Annotated in this window: 17 protein-coding genes; 10 read left to right on the forward strand and 7 right to left on the reverse strand. The window is 68.6% G+C overall.

Features of this window, described 5'->3' with window-relative positions; all coding sequences use genetic code 11:
* Nucleotides 1-11 precede the first annotated feature (11 nt).
* Nucleotides 12-2813 (reverse strand): bifunctional [glutamate--ammonia ligase]-adenylyl-L-tyrosine phosphorylase/[glutamate--ammonia-ligase] adenylyltransferase, encoded by a 2802-nt coding sequence (gene glnE / locus U5809_RS31475; RefSeq protein WP_322089392.1) that lies wholly within the window; start codon nucleotides 2811-2813, stop codon nucleotides 12-14.
* 230 nt (nucleotides 2814-3043) lie between these two features.
* On the opposite strand from glnE, the gene U5809_RS31480 reads away from it, so the two are divergent.
* The 3 genes from U5809_RS31480 (at nucleotide 3044) to tldD (ending at nucleotide 9680) form a co-directional block, all read left to right on the forward strand.
* Nucleotides 3044-7249: a YhdP family protein gene (locus U5809_RS31480; RefSeq protein ID WP_322089393.1), complete on the forward strand. Its 4206-nt coding sequence runs from the start codon at nucleotides 3044-3046 to the stop codon at nucleotides 7247-7249.
* A gap of 51 nt (nucleotides 7250-7300) precedes the next feature.
* The gene (locus tag U5809_RS31485) at nucleotides 7301-8128 is read left to right on the forward strand and encodes a carbon-nitrogen hydrolase family protein (protein ID WP_176050538.1); all 828 of its coding nucleotides are present in this window, start codon (nucleotides 7301-7303) and stop codon (nucleotides 8126-8128) included.
* A gap of 85 nt (nucleotides 8129-8213) precedes the next feature.
* Nucleotides 8214-9680, forward strand: a complete 1467-nt coding sequence (tldD, locus tag U5809_RS31490; RefSeq protein WP_174913396.1) for a metalloprotease TldD — start codon at nucleotides 8214-8216, stop codon at nucleotides 9678-9680.
* Between the two features lie 110 nt (nucleotides 9681-9790).
* On the opposite strand, the gene U5809_RS31495 is transcribed toward tldD, so the two are convergent.
* Nucleotides 9791-10078 (reverse strand): hypothetical protein, encoded by a 288-nt coding sequence (locus tag U5809_RS31495; protein ID WP_322089394.1) that lies wholly within the window; start codon nucleotides 10076-10078, stop codon nucleotides 9791-9793.
* On the opposite strand from U5809_RS31495, the gene aroG reads away from it, so the two are divergent.
* Nucleotides 10077-11150: a 3-deoxy-7-phosphoheptulonate synthase AroG gene (gene aroG / locus U5809_RS31500; protein WP_046544980.1), complete on the forward strand. Its 1074-nt coding sequence runs from the start codon at nucleotides 10077-10079 to the stop codon at nucleotides 11148-11150. The two genes, U5809_RS31495 and aroG, sit on opposite strands and share 2 nt — an antisense overlap.
* Before the next feature lie 177 nt (nucleotides 11151-11327).
* Here the strand turns inward: aroG and hmpA are convergent, their stop codons facing one another.
* Together hmpA and U5809_RS31510 are read right to left on the reverse strand one after the other, a co-directional pair.
* Nucleotides 11328-12536 (reverse strand): NO-inducible flavohemoprotein, encoded by a 1209-nt coding sequence (gene hmpA / locus U5809_RS31505; protein ID WP_322089395.1) that lies wholly within the window; start codon nucleotides 12534-12536, stop codon nucleotides 11328-11330.
* A 94-nt stretch (nucleotides 12537-12630) separates the two neighbouring features.
* The gene (locus tag U5809_RS31510; RefSeq protein WP_322089396.1) at nucleotides 12631-13182 is read right to left on the reverse strand and encodes a cob(I)yrinic acid a,c-diamide adenosyltransferase; all 552 of its coding nucleotides are present in this window, start codon (nucleotides 13180-13182) and stop codon (nucleotides 12631-12633) included.
* 136 nt (nucleotides 13183-13318) lie between these two features.
* Here U5809_RS31510 and U5809_RS31515 point away from each other — a divergent pair, with 136 nt between their 5' ends.
* The 6 genes from U5809_RS31515 to proC all read left to right on the forward strand — a co-directional run bounded on the left by U5809_RS31515 (nucleotide 13319) and on the right by proC (nucleotide 20419).
* Nucleotides 13319-14728: an FAD-binding oxidoreductase gene (locus U5809_RS31515; protein WP_322089397.1), complete on the forward strand. Its 1410-nt coding sequence runs from the start codon at nucleotides 13319-13321 to the stop codon at nucleotides 14726-14728.
* Nucleotides 14729-14769: 41 nt separating this feature from the next.
* Nucleotides 14770-16263 carry an FAD-linked oxidase C-terminal domain-containing protein gene (locus U5809_RS31520; RefSeq protein WP_282506733.1) on the forward strand — a complete coding sequence of 498 codons (1494 nt, stop codon included), beginning with the start codon at nucleotides 14770-14772 and terminating at the stop codon, nucleotides 16261-16263.
* Nucleotides 16264-16416: 153 nt separating this feature from the next.
* Complete coding sequence (gene glcE / locus U5809_RS31525; RefSeq protein WP_322089398.1) at nucleotides 16417-17505, forward strand: glycolate oxidase subunit GlcE; 1089 nt, start codon at nucleotides 16417-16419, stop codon at nucleotides 17503-17505.
* 3 nt (nucleotides 17506-17508) lie between these two features.
* A complete protein-coding gene (gene glcF / locus U5809_RS31530; RefSeq protein WP_176050531.1) occupies nucleotides 17509-18735 on the forward strand; it encodes a glycolate oxidase subunit GlcF in 1227 nt (408 codons plus the stop codon).
* Between the two features lie 120 nt (nucleotides 18736-18855).
* A complete protein-coding gene (locus tag U5809_RS31535; protein ID WP_322089399.1) occupies nucleotides 18856-19554 on the forward strand; it encodes a YggS family pyridoxal phosphate-dependent enzyme in 699 nt (232 codons plus the stop codon).
* A 52-nt stretch (nucleotides 19555-19606) separates the two neighbouring features.
* Nucleotides 19607-20419 carry a pyrroline-5-carboxylate reductase gene (gene proC / locus U5809_RS31540; RefSeq protein WP_322089400.1) on the forward strand — a complete coding sequence of 271 codons (813 nt, stop codon included), beginning with the start codon at nucleotides 19607-19609 and terminating at the stop codon, nucleotides 20417-20419.
* Between the two features lie 96 nt (nucleotides 20420-20515).
* On the opposite strand, the gene ubiA is transcribed toward proC, so the two are convergent.
* The 3 genes from ubiA to U5809_RS31555 all read right to left on the reverse strand — a co-directional run bounded on the left by ubiA (nucleotide 20516) and on the right by U5809_RS31555 (nucleotide 22317).
* Entirely contained in the window at nucleotides 20516-21388 is an 873-nt protein-coding gene (gene ubiA, locus U5809_RS31545) for a 4-hydroxybenzoate octaprenyltransferase (protein ID WP_322089401.1), read from the reverse strand.
* Nucleotides 21389-21596: 208 nt separating this feature from the next.
* Nucleotides 21597-22085 carry a Dps family protein gene (locus tag U5809_RS31550; RefSeq protein WP_322089402.1) on the reverse strand — a complete coding sequence of 163 codons (489 nt, stop codon included), beginning with the start codon at nucleotides 22083-22085 and terminating at the stop codon, nucleotides 21597-21599.
* Between the two features lie 76 nt (nucleotides 22086-22161).
* The gene (locus tag U5809_RS31555) at nucleotides 22162-22317 is read right to left on the reverse strand and encodes a hypothetical protein (RefSeq protein WP_176050526.1); all 156 of its coding nucleotides are present in this window, start codon (nucleotides 22315-22317) and stop codon (nucleotides 22162-22164) included.
* Between the last annotated feature and the right edge of the window lie 74 nt (nucleotides 22318-22391).

Raw genomic sequence — 22391 nt, forward strand, 5'->3', positions numbered from 1 at the left:
AAACGACAGCTTCAAGCACTCGTTTCAACCGCGCCGAACACACGCTCCCACAGCGCCGTCACCGCCGCCCGCTCGTCGGCCACCACGGCCGGCTCGACGCGCGCCTTCTCCATCCCGTCGAGCCGCAGCTTGTGCTGCAGCTTCCGGTACTTGCGGTACGCGGCGCCGACGCGCTCGGCCTCGTCCTCCCCCATCAGCCCGAAGCGCGCGACCTCGCGCAGCAGCGCGATGTTGCCCGTGTTACGGATCAGCTCGGCGTCGCTCGACGCATGCAGCAGCACCCAGTACTGGACGATGAACTCGATGTCGACCATCCCGCCGCGATCGTGCTTCAGGTCGAACAGCTCGGTCTGGTTCGGATGGCCGGCAAACACCTTGCCGCGCATGTCGACGATCTCCTTCGCGAGCACACTGCCGTCGCGTGGCGTCGTCAGCACCTGCTGGCGGATCGCCTCGAAATCCTCGCCGATCTGCGCATCGCCCGCGCTGTAGCGGGCGCGCGTCAGCGCCTGGTGCTCCCACACCCACGCCGTGTTCGCGGCATCGCCCTCGCGCAGCTGGTAGCGGCGGAACGCATCGAGATCGGTGACGAGCAGCCCGGCCTCGCCGTTCGGCCGCAGCCGCAGGTCGATGTCGAACAGCGCGCCGGCACCGGTCGCGGTCGTGAGCCAGGTGATGAGCCGCCGAGTGAAGGTCGTGTAGACATCCGCCGAGCGCTCGTCGGGGTCGTCGTACAGGAAGATCAGGTCGAGATCCGATGCGTAGCCGAGCTCCTTGCCGCCCAGCTTGCCGTATGCGATCACCGCGAACTTCGGCACGTCGCGATGGCGCTTCGCAAGCTGCGACCAGACCACTTCGATCGTCACGTCGAGCACCGCGTCGGCCAGCTCGGACAACCGGTCGCTCACATGCTCGACCGACAACTGCCCGGCCAGGTCGATCAGCAGGATCCGGAACACTTCCGCGTGCTGTGCATGGCGCAGCAGGTCCATCTGCTGCTCGGGGCCGTCGGCCGCCGCGAGGCGCGCGCGCAGCGCGTCCTTGAACACGGGCCAGTCGAACGGGCTCGCGATCGCCTCGTCGTCGAGCAGTTCGTCGAGCAGCTGCGGATGACGGATCAGGTAGCCGCCGCCCCAGCGCGTCGCGCCGAGCACCGACAGCACGCGGTCGAGCGCGGCCGGATATTCGGTCAGCAGCGCGAGATAGACGCCGCGCCGGCTGACCGTCTCGAGCAGGTCGAACAGGCGCACGATCGTGTCGTCGCGGCGCGCGGCATCGATCTTCGGCGCGGCGTCGAGCGCCCGCTGCGCGACGCTGTCGAAGCGCTGCCGGCTCTTTTCCGGCAACCCCGTGTAGCGCGACGATTGCCAGATCGCGCGCAGCCGCGCGAGCACGGTGGCCGGATCGGCAAAGCCCAGGCCGTCGAGGCGCGCGACCAGCGCGTCGTCCTCGCCGTCGTCGGCCAGCGCGCCGCTCCAGATCCACGCAGCTGCCGTGTCGTCGCCGGCCGCACACGGGGCGCCGCTCACCTTGTCGGCGAAAATCTGGTGGAACTGCGCCTCGACGAAGGTCCGGTGGCCGTCCAGCACCGTCATCAACGCCGCATAGTCGGCAAAGCCGAGCGACGCAGCCAGCGCCGCGCGTTCATCCGGTTCGACCGGCATCGCGTGCGTCTGCGCGTCGTTGCGGTACTGCAGCCGGTGCTCGAGCGTGCGCAGGAAATTGTAAGCATCGGACAGGCGTGCCCGCACGTCCTCGCCGATCAGCCCGCGCGCCTGCGCATGACGCAGTACCGCGAGCGTCGGCCGCACGCGGAATTCGGCATCCTGGCCGCCGCGGATCAGCTGGAACACCTGTGCGCTGAACTCGATCTCGCGGATCCCGCCGCGCCCGAGCTTGATGTCGTCGGCCTTGTCGGGCCGCATCGACGCGCGGCGCGCGGCTTCCTGCCGGATCTGCTGGTGCAGCGACCGGATCGCGCCGATCACGCCGAAATCCAGATAGCGGCGGTAGACGAACGGTTTGACGATCGACTCGAGCTGCGACTCGAGCCGCTGCGCGGCGTCGCTGTCGCCTTCCGACACGAGCCGCCCCTTGATCCACGCATAGCGCTCCCACTCGCGCCCCTGTACGTAGAAATACTCCTCGAGCATCCCGAGGCTGCACACGAGCGGCCCCGAATCGCCGTTCGGGCGCAGCCGCATGTCGACGCGAAACACGTAGCCGTCGGCCGTGACTTCGGACAGCACGCCGATCAGGCGCCGGCCGAGCCGCGTGAAGTATTCCTGCGTGGACAGCGGCGAACGCGTGCCGCCGGTCGTCTCGCCGTCGTCCTCGTAGACGAAGATCAGGTCGATGTCCGACGACACGTTCAGCTCGCGGCCACCGAGCTTGCCCATCCCGACCACGCCGAGCACGACGCGCTGGCCGTCGGCGCCGCGCGGCTCGCCGTACATTGCCTCGAGTTCGGCCGACAACAGCGCGAGCGAGCGCTGCACGGCCACTTCGGCGAGATCGGTCATCGCGCCCGTCACCTCGGCGACGTCGGCCAGCCCGCGCAGGTCGCGCTCCGCGACCGCGCCGAACGTCTCGGCGCGCAGTTGCCGCAGTGCGCGCTTCAGTTGCTCCTCGTTCGGCGCGGCCGTGCCGGCCGGCATCGCGAGCAATTCGGTGAGGCGCGCGTCGAGCTGCGCGCGGCCGAGCGGCGCGGCCGCCCACGCGGCCACCTGCTCGGCGAGCGCGGGCCGCGCGGCAGCCGCGCGGGCAAGGTATCGGGAATAGGACGTGCTGATCAGGGCGGAAGCGTCGGTCATCGAGAAGCGGGCCTGGCGGAAAGGCCGGCCGGCGCGGGCCGGCGCGTGCGCGCCCCGCTGCCGACCGGCCTCATGAACTCGGCGCGGCATCGCGGGACGCACGTGCGTCCGTCGCGAAACCGCGCGCCGGAAAGCCCGTGCCGCGCTGCCGCAACGGCCGCCGGCACGAACCCGTGTGATACATTTCAACGTCAGTCTGCAAAACTACCATATCGCCGCCCGTCCGCCGCATGTCCGACCGTCAGGAATCCGCCGTAGCTGCGCCCGAAGCGGGACCTCCGAAGCACGATCATCCGGTCCTGCGTCGCGTGTTCAGGGTGACGCTGGCAGTCGGGATCGGCACCTACTTCGTCGCGTCCGGCGCGTTCCTCGGGCTGCGCTATGTCCTGCTGCCCCGCATCGACGAATTCCGCCCGCGCATCGAGCGCGCGGTGTCCGACAAGCTCCACGCGCAGCTTTCGATCGGCAAGCTTTCCCCGAACTGGTCCGGCATGCAGCCGGGCGTCGAACTCACGAACCTGACGATCCGCGGCCGCGACGGCAAGGTTGCGCTGTCGGTGCCGCACGCGACGGCCGCGCTGTCGTGGATGTCGCTGCTGCGGCTGTCGCCCGCGCTGTCGAGCCTGATCGTCGACCAGCCCGACCTCGTCGTCGCGCGCGCCGCCGACGGCTCGCTGAGCGTCGCAGGCGTCGGCGTGGCAACCACCCACGGCGGCAACGACACGTTCGGCACCTGGCTGCTGAAGCAGGAAGCGATCGTGCTGCGCGGCGGCACGCTGCGCTGGCGCGACGCGCAACACGACGCACCCGAGCTCGTGCTGTCGGGCATCCGGCTCGCGGTGCTCAACAACGGCCGCGTGCACAAGGTCGCGCTGCAGGCGCCCGCGAACGGCACCCTGCTGCTCGGCCCGCTCGATTTCCGCGCACGCTTCAGGCACAAGCCGCTCGCGCCGATCGGCAAGCCGTCGAACTGGACCGGCGACGCGTACCTGTCGACGGGGCCCGTCGACCTGCAGACGCTGACGCGCTACCTCGACGTGCCACTGACGATCCATGCGGGCCGGATCGACAACGCGATCTGGGCGACCTTCAGCGATGGCCACCTGCGCTCGGCGGGCGGCGACCTGCAGGGCGCCGACGTCGCGCTGCGCGTGCGCCCGACGCAACCGCGGCTCGACGTGCCGACGGTCGGCTTCGGCTGGGACATGGTGCTCGACGCCGGTCACGACTACACGCTGCACCTGACACGCTTCAACGCGGAGCTCGGCCAGCTGCCGCTACCGGACGGCACGCCGCTCGCGCGTTCGCTCGCGCTGTCGACGCTGACGGCGCGCTACCGCGTACCGACCGCGACGCAGGGGCAATTGATCAGCGTCGTCGGCGACCGCGTCGATCTCGGCATCCTCAGCGAGTTCATCCGCGGGCTGCCGCTGCCGGCGCGCCTGCGCAACGAGCTGATCAAGATCGACCCGCGCGGGATGATGCAGAACTATCAAATCGAGGTCGAGCGCGCGAAACCCGCGCGGGCCGACCTCGCCGACGAAGAGCGGCGCACGGGCGCCGCACCGATCGTTCGCTACCGGTTCCTCGGCGACCTGCAGGGCATCAGCTTCGCCGCCCAGGAGCCGCCGCCCGGGCTCTCGCCGCGCGGCCACCCGCGCGCCGGCTGGCCGGGCATCGAGAACCTGTGGGGCCGCGTCGACGCGAACGAAACGGGCGGCAACGCGCATTTCGACACGGTCAATGCGGCCGTCACCGTGCCCGGCGAATTCGACGAACCGCGCCTGACGTTCGACCGGCTGCGCGGCAACGCCAAGTGGGTCATCACGCCCGCGCCCGGCGAGAAGCACGCGCGCGTCGACGTATCGCTGCCCGACCTGCTCGTGTCGAACCCCGATGCCGAAATCGCGGTGTCGGGCTCGTACACGAATCCCGGCTACGGCCGCGGCACGCTCGACCTGCGCGCCGATTTCGCGCGCGCGTCGGTGGCACGCATTCCGCGCTACCTGCCGACCGGGATGTCCGAGCATCTGCGCGACTATCTCGGCCACGCGCTGCAGGACGGCAAGGTGACCAAGGGCGCGTCGATCGTCGCGCGCGGCCCGCTCGAGAAATTCCCGTTCGAACACGAGCCCGACGCCGGCGTGTTCCATATCGTCGCGCCGTTCACCGGCGGCCGCTTCGAGCCGACGCCCTACCCGCCGCGCAAGCTCGCGAACGGCACGCCGAGCGTCTGGCCGGCGCTCGACGGGATCGACGGCGTCTTTGAGCTCACGCAGAACAAGCTGCGCTTCGACATCGACCGCGCGCACTACAAGCGCGTCGCGCTGACGAAGGTCGCGGGCCGTATCGACGATCTCGGCAATCCGTCCCACTCGCCGCTGATCATCGACGGCCATGCACAGGGCCCGCTCGCCGACCTGATCGATTACGCGGACAACAGCTCGCTCGGCACGATGAGCGGCCATATCGGCCAGCGGATCGATGCGCAGGGGCCCGCGTCGCTCGCGCTCAAGATCACGATTCCGCAGCACGTCGCACATCCGCATACGCACATCGAAGGCGCGCTCGCGTTCGGCGGCAACACGCTGTCGACCAGCGGCGTGCCGCCGCTGTCGGCGCTGCGCGGCAGCGTCCGCTTCACCGAGGCCGGCGCGTCGCTGCACGACCTGTCGGGACGCTTCCTCGGCGGCCCGGTGTGCGCGAACGGCAACTTCCAGTCGCATGGTCCGTACACCGTGGACGTCGACGGCCGGCTCGCGCTCGACGCCGCGCGCGGCCTGAACCTGCACGGTCCGGCGGCCGCGCTGCTCGAACACGTGGTCGGCGATGCGCCGTACAAGGTCGCCGTGCGCGGCGCGCCGGGCCGCCTGCCCGACATCAGCGCGCATTCCGACCTGACCGGCGTGGCACTGAATTTCCCCGCGCCGTTCGCGAAACCGGCCGGCACGCCGATGCCGTTCAGCTTCACGCTGCAGCCGGCGCCGCAAGCGGACGGCAAGCGCCTCGAGCATGCCGACCTGACGCTCGGCCCCGTGTCGGCCACCTACCTGCTCGATGCGACGCGCGGCCAGCCGCTGCGCGCGGTGCGCGGTGCGATGGGCATTCACCGGATGCCCGACCTGCCGCAAGACGGCGTGAGCGCGGCCGTGGACGTCAGCGAGCTGGACGCCGACGCGTGGCTCGCGCTCGCCCACACGCTGAAACCCGACACGCCGCGCGCGCCGGAGCCGCAGGCCGCGCCACGCGTCGATTTCGCGAGCTTCGCGCCGAAGCGTTTCGCGCTCCATTTCGGCACGCTGAAGCTGCTCAAGCGCAACTGGGAAAACGTGATCGTCGGTGCGTCGCATGTCGACGATCTCTGGCAGGCGAACATTGCGTCGAACCAGGTGTCGGGCTACCTGTCGTGGGCGCCGGGCGGCGGCCACAACGGCGCAGGCGTGCTGAACGCGCGGCTCGCGAAGCTGGTGGTGCCGCAGAGCGCGCAGCACGACCTCGTCGGCCGTGCGATGAACCTGCCGACGCCGACCGATCGCCCGATGCCGTCGATCGACCTGATCGTCGACCAGGTCGTCGCGCGCGACCACGACATCGGCCGGCTCGTCGTCAACGCACGCAACATCGACGAAGACGGCACGCCCGTGTGGCAGCTCGACAAGCTGGAGCTGTCGAACCCGGCCGCGAAGCTGACGGCGACCGGGAACTGGCGCACGTCGCGCCGCGCGCTCGCCCGCGGCGCTGACGAGAACGACGCGCCGCGCCGCACCGTGTTCGACTTCAAGCTCGACATCGACAACGCGGGCGCACTGCTCGACCGCGTCGGCCTGCCGCGCACGCTCGCGGACGGCCACGGCACGGTGACGGGCAAGGTCGGCTGGCGCGGCGGCCCGACCGCGCTCGATTTCCCGTCGCTCGGCGGCCAGGTCGCGCTCGACCTCGAGCACGGGCAGATCCTGAAGGTCGATCCGGGTGCGGCGAAACTCCTCGGCGTGCTGAGCCTGCAGAGCCTCGCGCGCTTCCTGACGCTGAATTTCCGAGACGTGGTCGGCAAGGGGCTGCCGTTCGACAAGATCACCGGTACCGGCCGGATCTCGAACGGAATCGCGCGCACCGACGATTTCTCGATGATGACGGGGCCCGCGAACGTCACCGTGCGCGGCGCGGTCGATCTCGGCACCGAGACGCAGGACCTGCATGCGCACGTCGCGCCGAAAATCAGCGCGGGCGCAGCCGCGATCGGGGCGGCCATCATCAATCCGCTGCTCGGCATCGGCGTGCTGGCCGCGAACTACGCGCTGTCGGAGACGCTGTCGCACGCGTTCGCGCTCGACTACGCGATCACCGGCTCGTGGGCGCACCCGCATATCGAGCGGGTGCGGGGCGATCAGGGTAAGATGAATCACGGTCCGGCCGATGCAGCGAACCCGAGTCATTGAGCCGCGCATGGCGCCGGGCCGCACCCCATTTATGATGCAACCGATCCCGCGATGACCGACCACACCCGTTCCGCCACACCCTTCCGGGTTGCCGCGCTGCAGATGGTGAGCACGCCGGACGTCACACGCAATCTCGCCGAAGCGCGCCGCCTGATCGCGGAAGCCGCCGGCGAAGGCGCACAGCTCGTGCTGCTGCCCGAGTATTTCTGCTTCATGGGCCATCGCGACACCGACAAGCTCGCGCTCGCCGAGCCGTATCAGGACGGCCCGATCCAGCGCTTCCTCGCGGACGCCGCGCGCCGCCACGGCATCTGGGTGATCGGCGGCACGCTGCCGCTGAAGGCGCCCGAGCCCGATCGCGTGCTGAACACGACGCTCGTGTTCGATCCGTCCGGCAACGAGGCCGCGCGCTACGACAAGATCCACCTGTTCAACTTCGAGAAAGGCGACGAATCGTTCGACGAGGCCCGCACGATCCGCGCGGGCGACACCGTCGTCGCGTTCGACGCGCCGTTCGGGCGGGTCGGCCTGTCGGTCTGTTACGATCTTCGCTTTCCGGAGCTGTATCGCCGGATGGGCGACTGCGCGCTGATCGTCGTCCCGTCGGCATTTACGTACACGACCGGCCGTGCGCACTGGGAAACGCTGCTGCGCGCGCGGGCCGTCGAGAACCAGTGCTACGTGCTCGCGGCCGCGCAGGGCGGCAAGCACGAGAACGGCCGGCGCACCTGGGGCCACAGCATGCTGATCGACCCGTGGGGCGAGATCGTCGCGGTCCGCGATGTCGGCGCGAGCGTCGTGCTCGGCGCGATCGATCCGCAACGCATTGCCGACGTGCGCCAGAGCCTGCCCGCGTGGCGGCACCGCGTACTGACCTGAATTCGCCGCGCCGCTTGAAACGCCGCGCGGCCAACCCATCTGCCCAGCAGCACCCGACAACTTTTTGAGAAACCCCGATATCCGCATGAACATCATCGAACCCGGCATCCGCAACCTCGCGCTGGCGAAGGACATCCTGCTCACGCCGTACGGCCTCGACGAAAGCCTGCTCACGCGCACGATCGCCGATATCTTCACGCACCGCGTCGACTACGCGGACCTGTACTTCCAGGCGACCCGCAGCGAAGCGTGGAGCCTCGAGGAAGGCATCGTCAAATCGGGCAGCTTCAGCATCGACCAGGGCGTCGGCGTGCGCGCGGTCGCGGGCGACCGCACCGCGTTCGCGTACTCGGACGACCTGTCGCCGGAAGCGATCGCGCAAGCCGCCGCGGCCACCAAGGCGATCGCGGCAGCCGGTGGCGGCCGCCAGAAGATCAAGGCCGCGACGTCGCTAAAGGGCATCTCGGGCCGCGACCTGTACCTGCCGTCCGATCCGCTCGCGTCGCTCGACGCGACGGCCAAGGTCAAGCTGCTCGAGCGCATCGAGCAGATGGCGCGCGGGCGCGACCCGCGCATCACGCAGGTGATGGCCGGCCTCGCCGGCGAATACGACGTCGTGCTGGTCGCACGCAGCGACGGCGCGCTCGCGGCCGACATCCGTCCGCTCGTGCGCGTGTCGGTCACCGTGATCGCCGAGCAGAACGGCCGCCGCGAGATCGGCTCCGGCGGCGGCGGCGGCCGCTTCGACTACGGCTACTTCACCGACGATGTCCTGTCGCGCTACGTCGACGACGCCGTGCACGCCGCACTCGTCAACCTCGACGCCCGCCCCGCACCGGCCGGCGCGATGACGGTCGTGCTCGGGCCGGGCTGGCCGGGCGTGCTGCTGCACGAGGCGATCGGCCACGGCCTCGAAGGCGACTTCAACCGCAAGGGTTCGTCCGCGTTCGCGGGCCGGATCGGCGAGCGGGTTGCAGCCAAGGGCGTGACCGTCGTCGACGACGGCACGCTGCCGAACCGCCGCGGTTCGCTGAACATCGACGACGAAGGCAACCCGACGCAGTGCACGACGCTGATCGAGGACGGCATCCTGAAGGGGTACATCCAGGACACGCTGAACGCGCGCCTGATGAAGATGCCGGTCACGGGCAACGCGCGGCGCGAGTCGTACGCGGCGCTGCCGATGCCGCGCATGACGAACACGTACATGCTGAACGGCGACAAGGATCCGCAGGAAATCATCGCGTCGGTGAAGAACGGCCTGTACGCGGTGAACTTCGGCGGTGGCCAGGTCGACATCACGAACGGCAAGTTCGTGTTCTCGGCATCCGAGGCGTACATGATCGAGAACGGCAAGATCACCTACCCGGTGAAGGGCGCGACGCTGATCGGCAGCGGCCCCGAATCGCTGAAGGACGTGAGCATGATCGGCAACGACATGTCGCTCGACTCGGGTGTCGGCGTGTGCGGCAAGGAAGGCCAGAGCGTGCCGGTCGGCGTCGGCCAGCCGACCCTGCGGATCGACCGGATGACGGTCGGCGGTACGGCATAACCGCATCGCAGCGCAGACAATCCGCGTATTTTGAAGAAAACGCGCGGATTTTCCGCATTTTCGACCGATCCCGGTTGCCAGCGGCCCGGCGACGCGGTATAAATTCCGAATCAACTTTTTTGACGAACCGAATTCCCGTCATGTCCGCCAAGTTTTACTTTTACTTTTTTTGGTATCTCAGACCGCTGGCGGATCGAGAGGGTTGATGGCGCGTAAAGCGCAACCGAAATTCCCGAAAAAACCGCCGGCGAACCCGGCGGTTTTTTTTCGCCCTTCGCCACCCGGTTGCCGCCGCAGCGGTCCCGCGGCCCCGACCGAAACCACTGAATCGCTTGAATTGATGAATCTGCCGCACGCCCACTGATCGAACGGCGCCCGGAACCAAGGAGAAACAGCATGCCCCCGCACAACACCGACGACGTCCGCATTCGCGAACTCAAGGAACTGACGCCGCCCGCCCACCTGATCCGCGAATTCGCGTGCTCCGAAGCCGCGTCCGAGCTGATCTACAACTCGCGCCAGTCGATGCACCGCATCCTGCACGGGATGGACGACCGGTTGATCGTCGTCGTCGGGCCGTGCTCGATCCATGACACGAAGGCGGCGATCGAATACGCGGGCCGGCTCGTGAAGGAGCGCGAGCGCTTCAAGGGCGAACTGGAAATCGTGATGCGCGTGTACTTCGAGAAACCGCGCACGACGGTCGGCTGGAAGGGGCTCATCAACGATCCGCACCTCGACAACAGCTTCAAGATCAACGAAGGGCTGCGCACCGCGCGCGAGCTGCTGCTGCAGATCAACGAGATGGGGCTGCCGGCCGCGACCGAATACCTCGACATGATCAGCCCTCAATACATCGCCGACCTGATCTCGTGGGGCGCGATCGGCGCGCGCACGACCGAGTCGCAGGTACACCGCGAGCTCGCGTCGGGGCTGTCGTGCCCGGTCGGCTTCAAGAACGGTACCGACGGCAACGTGAAGATCGCGGTCGACGCGATCAAGGCCGCATCGCAGCCGCACCATTTCCTGTCGGTGACGAAGGGCGGCCACTCGGCGATCGTGTCGACGGCCGGCAACGAGGACTGCCATGTGATCCTGCGCGGCGGCAAGGCGCCGAACTACGACGCGGACAGCGTGAACGCCGCCTGCGCGGACATCGGCAAGGCCGGCCTCGCCGCGCGCCTGATGATCGACGCGAGCCACGCGAACAGCTCGAAGAAGCACGAGAACCAGATCCCCGTTTGTGCGGACATCGGCCGCCAGATCGCGGCCGGCGACGCCCGCATCGTCGGCGTGATGATCGAGTCGCACCTCGTCGAGGGCCGCCAGGACCTGAAGGAAGGCTGCGAACTGACCTACGGCCAGAGCATCACCGACGCGTGCATCGCGTGGGACGACAGCGTGAAGGTGCTCGAAGGCCTCGCGGAATCGGTCAAGGCACGCCGCGTCACGCGCGGCAGCGGCAACTGACGGACGCAAACCGGCTGCACCGCGTGGCCCCCGCCTGCCGGCGGGTTGGCCATGCGGTCAGCCCGCGGTCGTCGTGTCGTTCCGCTGGACTAGCCAACATCATCCAGCTACCCAGCGAATCGACCATGCCGACCGTCAACATGCACGACTATTGGCCGCCGACCGCCGGCCGGTACGTCATTCGAGCGCGCCCGAACCGAAGATCTCGGTGTTGATGCGTTCCGGCGCGACGCCCAGCGCGACCAGCGCATCGCGTTGTGCCTTCATGAACGCGATCGGGCCGCAGACGTAGTAGTCGGCGTCCGGCACCAGCGCGTAGTGCTGCACGCGTTCCGGCGTGAGGCGCCCTTCCAGGTCATGGTCGACGCCGACGCGATCGTTCGGGCCGACCAGCTCGTACAGCACCGTCCGCTTGACGTTCGCATGCGTGCGCACCGTGTCGTTCAGCCAGTCGCGGAACGCATGCACCGCGCCCGAGCGGCATGCATGGACGAACCGCACTTCACGCGGACTACCTTCCTCGACCAGCGTCGACGCCATCGACACCATCGGCGTCAGGCCGACCCCGCCGGAGATCAGCACGACCGGCGTCTCGACGCCACGCTTCAGCGAGAATTCGCCCATCGGCGCAGTGACCTCGACGATCGCGCCCTCTTCCACACCGTCGTGCATCAGCGTCGACACCTTGCCGGCCGGGATCACTTCCGGCTGGCCGCCCTCGCGCTTTACCGAAATGCGCAGCCACTTGCCGTGCGGCGCATCGGACAGGCTGTACTGGCGCGGCTGGTCGACGCCGAGATCGCCGACGAAACGCTTCACCGTGAGGTACTGGCCCGGCTCGAAGGTCGGCGCCGCGCCGCCGTCGGCGGGCGTCAGGTAGAACGACGTGATCTCGTCGCTCTCGCGCACCTTGCGTGCGACCTTGAACGGGCGGAAGCCGCTCCACGCGGCGCCCGCGTACAGGTCGGCCTCGACGCCGATCAGGATCTGCGCGAGCTGGCCGTACGCGACGCGCCATGCCTCGAGCGTCTCGGCATCGACCGCGTCGCCGAGCACTTCGACGATCGACGCGAGCAGGTTCTCGCCGACGATCGGGTAATGCTCCGGGCGGATGTTCAGGCTCGCGTGCTTGTGCGCGATGTGCGACACCGCCCCGCCCAACGCACCGAGATTGTCGATGTTCGCCGCATACGCATAAACGGCCTTCGCGAGCGTTTCCGGCTGGCTGCCGGTCTTCTGGTGCGTCTGGTTGAACAGGTTCTTCAGTTCCGGATGGCGCGCGAACATGCGCTGGTAGAAGTGCTTCGTGATCGTCGCGCCGTGAACGGCAAGAACAGGGGCAGTGGCCTTCACGCGAGCCATCTGGTCAGCGGTGATGTGGGTCATGTTCGTTCTCCGTTAAACATGCACACACAATACATGTTTAAAAACAAGCTTTCCTCGGGCAAATTGTCGCAGTGCGCAAACGTACCGCGACGGATTAGCGGACGCGGCCGCGCTCCCACAGCACGTCCGCCCCGCCGCCGGCACGGTTCAACACGCGCGCCAGCACGAACAACAGGTCGGACAGCCGGTTCACGTAGCGCCGCGGTGCGTCATTGAGCGTGTCGGAGCGCCCGAGCGCGACGATCGAGCGCTCCGCACGGCGGCACACCGTCCGGCACACGTGCGCGAGCGACGCCGCGCGCGAGCCGGCCGGCAGGATGAATTCCTTCAATGGCGGCAGCGTCGCGTTGTAGTCGGCAAGCCACTGGTCGAGGCGCGCGAGATGCGTGTCGTCGAGCACCGTGTGGCCGGGAATGCACAACTCGCCGCCGAGATCGAACAGGTCGTGCTGGATCGTGACGAGCGCCGTGCGCACGTCGTCCGGCAGCGTCTCGGCGAGCAGCACGCCGAGGTTCGAATTCAGTTCGTCGACGTCGCCGATCGCCGCGATCCGCGCGTCGTCCTTGCCGATGCGCCGTCCGTCGCCGAGGCCGGTGGTGCCGTCGTCGCCGGTGCGCGTGGCGATCTTGCTCAAGCGGTTGCCCATGCGAATGTCCTCTCGTGCGCGGCCGTGATGCGGCCCGGTTGGCTGGAACGCGATTATCGCAGCCCGCGGCGGCGGGCGCAGCGGACGTTACAGCGTAGAATGGGCCGAAAGTTCGACAAGCCGTCAGGAGACATTCGTGAATCACCCTGCCCCGCCGGCCACCATGCGCCGTCCGCTGCCTCCCGCCATGCTCGATGCGCTGCGCGCCGCCTTCGGCGAGCGCGTGTCGACCGCCGACGCGGTCCGCGCGCACCACGGCCGCGACGAATCGCCGTTCGATCCGCAACTGCCCGATGCCGTCGTGTTCGCGCACAGCGCGGACGACGTGCGCGAAGTCGTGTCGCTGTGCTCGCTCTACAGCGTGCCGCTGATTCCGTACGGCGCCGGCTCGTCGCTCGAAGGCCATCTGCTCGCGGTGCGCGGCGGCGTGTCGCTCGACCTGTCGGAAATGAACCGCGTGCTGTCGATCAACGCCGAAGACCTGACCGTGACGGTCGAGCCGGGCATCACGCGCAAGGCGCTCAACGAAGCGCTGCGCGACACCGGCCTGTTCTTCCCGATCGATCCGGGCGCCGACGCCAGCATCGGCGGAATGACCGCGACCCGCGCATCGGGTACCAACGCCGTGCGCTACGGCACGATGCGCGAGAACGTGCTCGGCCTGACCGCGGTGCTCGCCGACGGCCGCGTGGTGAAAACCGGCTCGCGCGCGCGCAAGTCGTCGGCAGGCTACGACCTCACGCGCCTGTTCGTCGGCTCCGAAGGCACGCTCGGCGTGATCACCGAAATCACGCTGCGCCTGCACCCGCTGCCGGAAGCCGTGTCGGCCGCGATCTGCACGTTCCCGACGATGGGCGACGCGGTGCGCACCGTGATCGAGACGATCCAGATCGGCGTGCCGATCGCGCGCGTTGAGTTCGTCGATGCGCTCGCCGTGCGCTCGATCAACCGCCATTCGAACCTGACGCTCACCGAAGCGCCGACGCTGTTTTTCGAATTCCACGGCACCGAGGCCGGCGTGAAGGAGCAGGCCGAACTCGTGCAGACGCTCGCCGGCCAGAACAACGGCCAAGGCTTCGAATGGGCGACACGCCCCGAAGACCGTACCCGGCTCTGGGCCGCGCGCCACAACGCGTACTTCGCGATGCTGCAGCTGAAACCGGGCTGCCGCGCGGTGACGACCGACGTGTGCGTGCCGATCTCGCAGCTCGCCGCGTGCGTCGAGGAAACCGAAGTCGACCTGCGCGCGTCGTCGCTGCCCTGCCCGATCGTCGGCCACGTCGGCGACGGCAATTTCCACGTCGCGATCCTGATCGATCCCGACAAGCCCGAGGAACTCGCGGAAGCCGAACACATCAACGACCGGATCGTCGAGCGCGCGCTGCGCCTCGGCGGCACCTGCACGGGCGAGCACGGCGTCGGGCTGCACAAGATGCGCTTTCTGCCGAAGGAGCACGGCGACAACGCGATCGACACGATGCGGGCGATCAAGCTCGCGCTCGATCCGCGCAACCTGATGAATCCAGGCAAGATTTTCACGTGCTGAGACGGCGGCGCGACGCCGCGCCGCCTGCTGCAGGAGACCCAATGAACGCTCCCGTCGAACTGTCGAGCGCCGCCCGCGCGCAGCGTCAGCGCGAAGTCGTGCAGGCGCTGATGGCCGTGCTGCCGACGCACTGCCTGCTGTACCGCGACGAAGACACCGCGCCGTACGAATGCGACGGCCTGTCGGCGTACCGCCGCCTGCCGCTCGCGGTCGCGCTGCCGGAAACGGAATCGCAGGTGCAGCGGATCGTGCAGATCTGCCGCCGCATGGAAGTGCCGATCGTGCCGCGCGGCGCGGGCACGAGCCTGTCGGGCGGCGCGCTGCCGATCGCGCTCGGCGTCGTGCTGTCGCTCGCGCGCTTCACGCGCATCGTCGAAGTCGATCCGTACGCGCGCACGGCGACCGTGCAGCCCGGCGTGCGCAACCTCGCGATCTCGGAAGCCGCCGCGCCGTATGGCCTCTATTACGCGCCCGATCCTTCGTCGCAGATCGCCTGCACGATCGGTGGCAACGTCGCGGAAAACTCCGGCGGCGTCCATTGCCTGAAATACGGGCTGACCGTGCACAACGTGATGCGCGTGCGTGCGGTGACAATCGACGGCGAGATCGTCGAATTCGGCTCGCTCGCGCTCGACATGCCGGGCCTCGACCTGCTCGCGGTGATGATCGGCAGCGAGGGGATGTTCGCGATCGTCACCGAGGTCACGGTGAAGCTGATCCCGAAGCCGCAAACGGCCCAGCTCGTGATGGCGAGCTTCGACGACGTCGTCAAGGGCGGCGAGGCCGTCGCGGCGATCATCGCGTCGGGCATCATCCCGGCCGGGCTCGAGATGATGGACAAGCCGGCCACGCAGGCCGTCGAGGCGTTCACGCACGCGGGCTACGACCTCGATGCGAAAGCGATCCTGCTGTGCGAATCGGACGGCACGCCGGAAGAAGTCGCCGAGGAGATCGTGCGGATGACGGCCGTGCTGCGCGAACACGGCGCGACGCGCATCCAGATATCGCGCAACGAACAGGAGCGGCTGCGCTACTGGTCGGGCCGCAAGAATGCATTTCCGGCCGCCGGCCGCATTTCCGCGGACTATTACTGCATGGACGGCACCGTGCCGCGCCGCGCGATCGGCCCGCTGCTCGCGCGCATCGAACAACTCGAGACGCGCTACGGGCTGCGCTGCATCAACGTGTTCCATGCGGGTGACGGCAACATGCACCCGCTGATCCTGTACAACGCGAACGATCCGGACGAGTTGCACCGCGCCGAGCAGTTCGGCGCGGAAATCCTCGAATGCTGCGTGGAATTCGGCGGCAGCGTGACGGGCGAGCACGGCGTCGGCATCGAGAAGCTCAATTCGATGTGCGTACAGTTCTCGCCGCAGGAGCGCGACGCGTTCTTCGCGGTCAAGCGCGCATTCGATCCGGCCGGCCTGCTGAACCCGGACAAGGGTATCCCGACCCGCGCGCGCTGCGCAGAGTACGGCCGCCAGCATGTGCGCGGCGGGCTGCTGCCGCACCCCGACCTGCCGCGCTTCTGAGCGGTGCGCGGGTCGCGGTCCGTGCCCGCGCGGCCCGTTCGCGCGGTGACGCGAGCATACGATCCGCGATACGGGGCTTAGGGATAGTCGCGATGTGGAATCGCGCCACCCCGGTACAATCGACCGAACAACAAGTCGAGGCAGCAACAGAACATGGAAGAGGACGACATCGTCGCCGGATGGGCCGAGCGCATTCGCGCAGCCAGTGCCGACGGCCGGCCGCTGCGGATTCGCGGCGGCGGCACCAAGGACTGGTACGGCCAGGCGCTCGAGGGCGAAATACTCGACACGCGCGCGTTTCAGGGCATCGTGTCGTACGACCCGGCCGAACTCGTCGTCACGGTGCGCGCGGGCACGCCGCTCGCGCAGCTTGAAACCGTCCTCGCCGAGTGCGGCCAGATGCTGCCGTTCGAGCCGCCGCACTTCGGCCGCGCGGCCACGGTCGGCGGCTGCGTCGCGGCCGGTCTCGCGGGCCCGCGCCGCGCCACCTGCGGCGCACCGCGCGATTTCGTGCTCGGCCTCACGCTGATGAACGGCCGCGGTGAAATGCTGCGCTTCGGCGGGCAGGTCGTGAAGAACGTCGCCGGCTACGACGTGTCGCGGCTGATGGCCGGCGCGCTCGGCACGCTCGGGCTGATGCTCGACCTGTCGATCAAGGTGCTGCCGATGCCCGTCGCCGAGGTCACGCTGAAGTTCGAGATGACCGCGACCGATGCGGTACGCAAGCTCAACGAATGGGGCGGCCATCCGCTGCCCGTCAGCGCGAGCGCCTGGCGCAACGGCACGCTCGTGCTGCGCCTGTCGGGCGCCGAGGCGGCCGTGAAATCAGCAAAGACGCTGCTCGGCGGCGAAGTCGTCGACGCGGTCGAAGCCGAGCGCTTCTGGGCCGGCCTGCGCGAGCATACCGACCCGTTCTTCAACGGCATCCCGCCCGGTTACGCACTATGGCGCCTCGCGCTGCCGTCGATCACCGAACCGATGCACCTGCCCGGCACCCAGCTGATGGAATGGGGCGGCGCGCAGCGCTGGTGGATCACCGACGCCGATGCGCAGACCGTACGCATGAGCGCGAAGCAGGCCGGTGGCCACGCGACGCTGTTTCGCGCGGGCGACGCGTACGACCGCAGCGCGGGCGTGTTCACGCCGCTTCCCGCCCCGATGATGAAAATCCACCGCGGGCTGAAGGCCGCGTTCGATCCCGCGCGCATCTTCAACCGCGGCCGGCTCTACCCTGATCTTTGAGCGATGCAAACGAACCTCGCCGATTTCATCCGCAACACGCCCGACGGCGACGAGGCCGACGCGATCCTGCGCAAGTGCGTGCACTGCGGGTTCTGCACCGCGACCTGCCCGACCTACCAGCTCCTCGGCGACGAACTCGACGGCCCGCGCGGACGCATCTACCTGATCAAGCAGATGGTCGAAGGCGCGCCCGTGACGCGCAGCACGCAGCAGCACCTCGACCGCTGCCTCACGTGCCGCAGCTGCGAGACGACCTGCCCGTCCGGCGTCCAGTACGGCCGGCTCGTCGAGATCGGCCGCAAGCACGTCGAAGCACAGGTGCAGCGCCCCGCGCAGCAGCGGCTCATGCGCCGCGTGCTCGCGAGCCTCGTGCCGAACGCCGCGCTGTTCTCGCCGGTGATGCGGCTCGGCCAGCATGTCCGGCCGCTGCTGCCGAAGCGGCTGCGCGACAAGGTGCCGCCGCGCACGCGGCTGCTCGAATGGCCGCACCGCACGCATCCGCGCAAGATGCTGATGCTCGGCGGCTGCGTGCAGCCGTCGATGCTGCCGAACATCAACATCGCGACCGCGCGCGTGCTCGACGCGCTCGGCATCGAGACGGTCGTCGCGCCCGACGCGGGCTGCTGCGGCGCGATCCGCCTGCACCTGAACTATCACGACGAAGCGCTCGACGACGCACGCCGCAACATCGACGCATGGTGGCCTCACGTCGAACAGGGCGCCGAGGCGATCGTGATGAACGCATCGGGCTGCGGCGCGACGGTGCTCGAATACGCGCACCTGCTGCGCGACGATCCGGCTTACGCGGAGAAGGCGCAGCGCATCGTGTCGCTGACGCGCGACATCTCCGACGTGCTGCTCGCGTTCGAGGCCGAACTCGCGACGCTCGCGCGGCGCCGCGCGATCCATACGGTCGCGTACCACCCGCCGTGCACGCTGCAGCACGGCCAGCAGTCGCGCGGCAAGGTCGAGCGGCTGCTCGAGACGCTCGGCATCGACGTGCGGCTGCCGGCCGACAGCCATCTGTGCTGCGGTTCGGCCGGCACCTATTCGCTGACGCAGCCGTCGCTGTCGTACCGGTTGCGCAAGCAGAAGCTGCTGAAGCTGCAGGCACTCGAACCGCAGATGATCGTGTCGGGCAACATCGGCTGCATCGCGCACCTGCAGAGCGGCACGCAGATTCCGGTCGCCCACTGGGTCCAGCTCGTCGAGCATTTGCTGTACGGCTAGCGCGACGGGCCGCCGCAGCCGGATCTCGCGCGCGGCGTCCGTATAATGAGCGGATCGATGCGCAGCGTGCCGCGGCGCATCGGCTTCATGCCCGCTTCCGTGCCAGCTTTCGTGCCCGTCATGTCCGATCTCGCCGCCCGTCTCGAATCCGTTCATCGCCGCATCGCCGACGCCGCCCGCGCGGCCGGCCGCGATCCCGCCACCGTGTCGTTGCTCGCCGTCTCGAAAACGTTTCCTGCCGCCGACGTGCGCGCCGCGCATGCGGCCGGGCAACGCGCATTCGGCGAAAACTACGTGCAGGAATCGATCGACAAGATCGACGCGCTCGCCGACCTGCGCACGAGCCTCGAATGGCATTTCATCGGGCCGCTGCAATCGAACAAGACGCGCCCGGTCGCCGAGCGCTTCGACTGGGTTCATTCGGTCGACCGGCTGAAGATCGCGCAGCGCCTGTCGGAACAGCGCCCCGCGCACCTGCCGCCGCTCAACGTGTGCGTGCAGGTGAACATCAGCGGCGAGGCGTCGAAGAGCGGCGTCGCGCCGGCCGACGTGGCCGAGGTCGCACGCGCGGTCGCCGCGCTGCCGTCGCTGCGGCTGCGCGGCCTGATGGCGATTCCCGAACCGGCCGGCGACACCGAAGCGCAACGCGCACCGCACCGCGCACTGCGCGCGCTGTTCGACACGTTGCGCGCCGACGGCCTGCCGCTCGACACGCTGTCGATGGGCATGTCCGCCGATCTCGACGCGGCCGTGCTCGAAGGTGCGACGATCGTGCGCGTCGGCACCGCGATCTTCGGCGCGCGCGATTATTCGCACTGAACGCCGCGCCCTTTTCCGCCTTTCCGTTCACTCACTTGCTCATTCGGACATCATGAAAATCGCATTCATCGGCGGCGGCAACATGGCCGCGGCCCTGATCGGCGGCCTGATCAAGCGCGGCGTCGCCGCCGACGGCCTGTATGCCATCGACGTCAACGAAGACGTTCGCGCGCGCGCCGCGCAGCAATTCGGCATCCGCACCGGCGCGGCGATCGACGCGACGCTCGCCGGTTACGACGCGGTCGTGCTCGCGGTGAAGCCGCAGGTGCTGAAGGACGTCGCGCAGGCGCTCGCACCGCACCTGACGTCGCAGCTCGTGATCAGCATCGCGGCCGGCATCCGCGGCACGGATCTCGCGCGCTGGCTCGGCGACTACGCACGCGTCGTGCGCACGATGCCGAACACGCCCGCGCTGGTCGGCATGGGCGTGACGGGCCTCGCCGCGCTGCCGGGCGTCGACGCGGCGCGCCGCGAACTCGCATCGAACGTGCTCGGCGCGGTCGGCGAGATCGTGTGGTTCGACGACGAATCGCAGCTTGACGCCGTCACGGCCATTTCGGGCAGCGGCCCCGCTTACGTGTTCTATTTCATCGAAGCGCTGCAGGAAGCCGCGCGCCGCCTCGGCATGAACGACGAACAGGGCCGCGCGCTCGCGGTCGCGACGTTCACGGGCGCCGCGCAACTGGCCGCGCAATCGGGCGAGCCGGCGAGCGTGCTGCGCGAGCGCGTGACGTCGAAAGGCGGCACGACGGCCGCCGCGCTCGCGGCGTTCGACGCGCAGGGCGTGAAGGAAGCGATCGTGCGCGGCGCGCTCGCGGCCGAAGCGCGTGCGAAGGAAATGGGCGACGAACTCGGCCGGGCGTAAGCGCCGCGACCGCCCGGGCTTCCCTTCCGGCACCGGCAACAAAAAAGCGGCCTCGGCCGCTTTTTTGTTGGCATCGCGCGCCGGCGCGTGACCGCTTCAGTTGCCCGCCGGACCCGCCAGCAAGTAATGCGCGGCGATCCCCGCGAACAGCACGCCGCCGAGCCAGTTGTTGTGCCGGAATGCCGCGAAGCACGGCATCCGTTCGCGATCCTTGATCAGCGTGTAGTGATACAGCGCGCAGCCGACCGCGGCCGCCCAGCCGGCCCAGTACACGAGACCGAAGCCGAGCGTCACGCCGACCCACACGTAGATGCCGAGCGTCGCCGCATAGCATGCCATCACGGCCGCGACGTCGAAGCGGCCGAACGTCAGCGCGGACGTGCGGATGCCGATCTTGATGTCGTCGTCGCGGTCGACCATCGCGTACTCGGTGTCGTATGCAACCGACCAGAAGATGTTCGCGACCAGCATCACCCACGCGATCGTCGGCACCGTGTCCTGCACGGCCGCGAACGCCATCGGAATGCCGAAGCCGAACGCAATGCCCAGATAGGCCTGCGGAATCGCGAAGAAGCGCTTCATGAACGGATACGAGCCCGCGACGAACAGCGCGACGACGGACAGCTCCTTCGTCAGCGTGTTCAGCGGCAGGATCAGCAGGAACGCGATGAACGACAGCCCGACCGCGATCGTGACGGCCTCCCATGCCTGGATCTTGCCCGACGTCAGCGGCCGGTCGGCCGTGCGCTTCACATGGCGGTCGAAATCGCGGTCGGCGTAATCGTTCATCGCGCAGCCGGCCGAGCGCATCAGCAGCGTGCCGAGCGTGAAGATCACGAGCAACGGCCAGCGCGGGTGGCCATCCGACGCGATCCACAGCGCGTTGAGCGTCGGCCACAGCAGCAGCAGGCTGCCGATCGGCTTGTCCATCCGGACGAGCCGTAAATACAAGGGAAAGCGGGCAAGCATGGCGAAGCACCGGGAAGATAACCCCGGCATTTTAGAGCCGAGCGGCCCTTCGCGTCATGTCGGGACGGCCCGCAGCCGGCTGGCGGCGGACGCGCATACACCGCCCGGGCCCGCTGCACGCGGCTGGGCAGCGACGCGCATCAATCAAGGGACAGATTCGACACCTCGGCAGACCGGATCGAAGGGCGCCTCCCCGGCCGTGCCGCGCCTACGCGAGCAGCGACCGCAGCATCCACGCGGTCTTTTCATGCGTCTGCAGGCGCTGCGTCAGCAGGTCGGCAGTCGGTTCGTCGCTCGCCGCATCGGCGATCGGGAAGATGTCGCGCGCGGTGCGCACGACCGTCTCGTGTCCTTCGACGAGCTGGCGGATCATCTCCTCGGCGGCCGGCACCCCCTTCGCTTCCGGCACCGACGACAGTTTCGCGAAATCGGCGAACGTGCCGGGCGCGACGACGCCGAGCGTACGAATGCGCTCGGCGACCGAATCGACCGCGAGCCACAGTTCGTTGTACTGCGCCTCGAACATCAGGTGCAGCGTGTTGAACATCGGACCCGTGACGTTCCAGTGGAAGTTGTGGGTCTTCAGGTACAGAGAAAACGTATCGGCGAGCAGGCGCGACAGGCCGTCCGCGATCTTCTTGCGATCCTTGTCGCCGATGCCGATGTTGATCGGCGTGGCGCGAGCCTTCCTGTTCATGTTACGGACTCCTTATTCAATGAGCCAAGGCAATGAAAGCGAATCGGGCTACCTTCCTGCCGACCCCGCGCCGCGTTCAGGCGGCCGCGATCGCGCGCAGCGCTTGCGACACCAGTTCGGCCACACCGCCGATCACGATCGCGAATCCCACTACATACCGCGCGATCTCGGCCGGCGCCCGCACCTTTGGCGCCGCCAGTGCGGCGCGCATGTTCAATATCATTTGCGTCATGATCGTCACTCCTTCAACGAAACCCGTGGTCCAGTAGAAACGGCCGGTCGGACGACCGGCCGTTTCCCGTTACT

This window comes from Burkholderia sp. BCC1999 (genome assembly GCF_905339975.1).
In the GTDB taxonomy this organism is placed as follows: Bacteria; Pseudomonadota; Gammaproteobacteria; order Burkholderiales; family Burkholderiaceae; genus Burkholderia.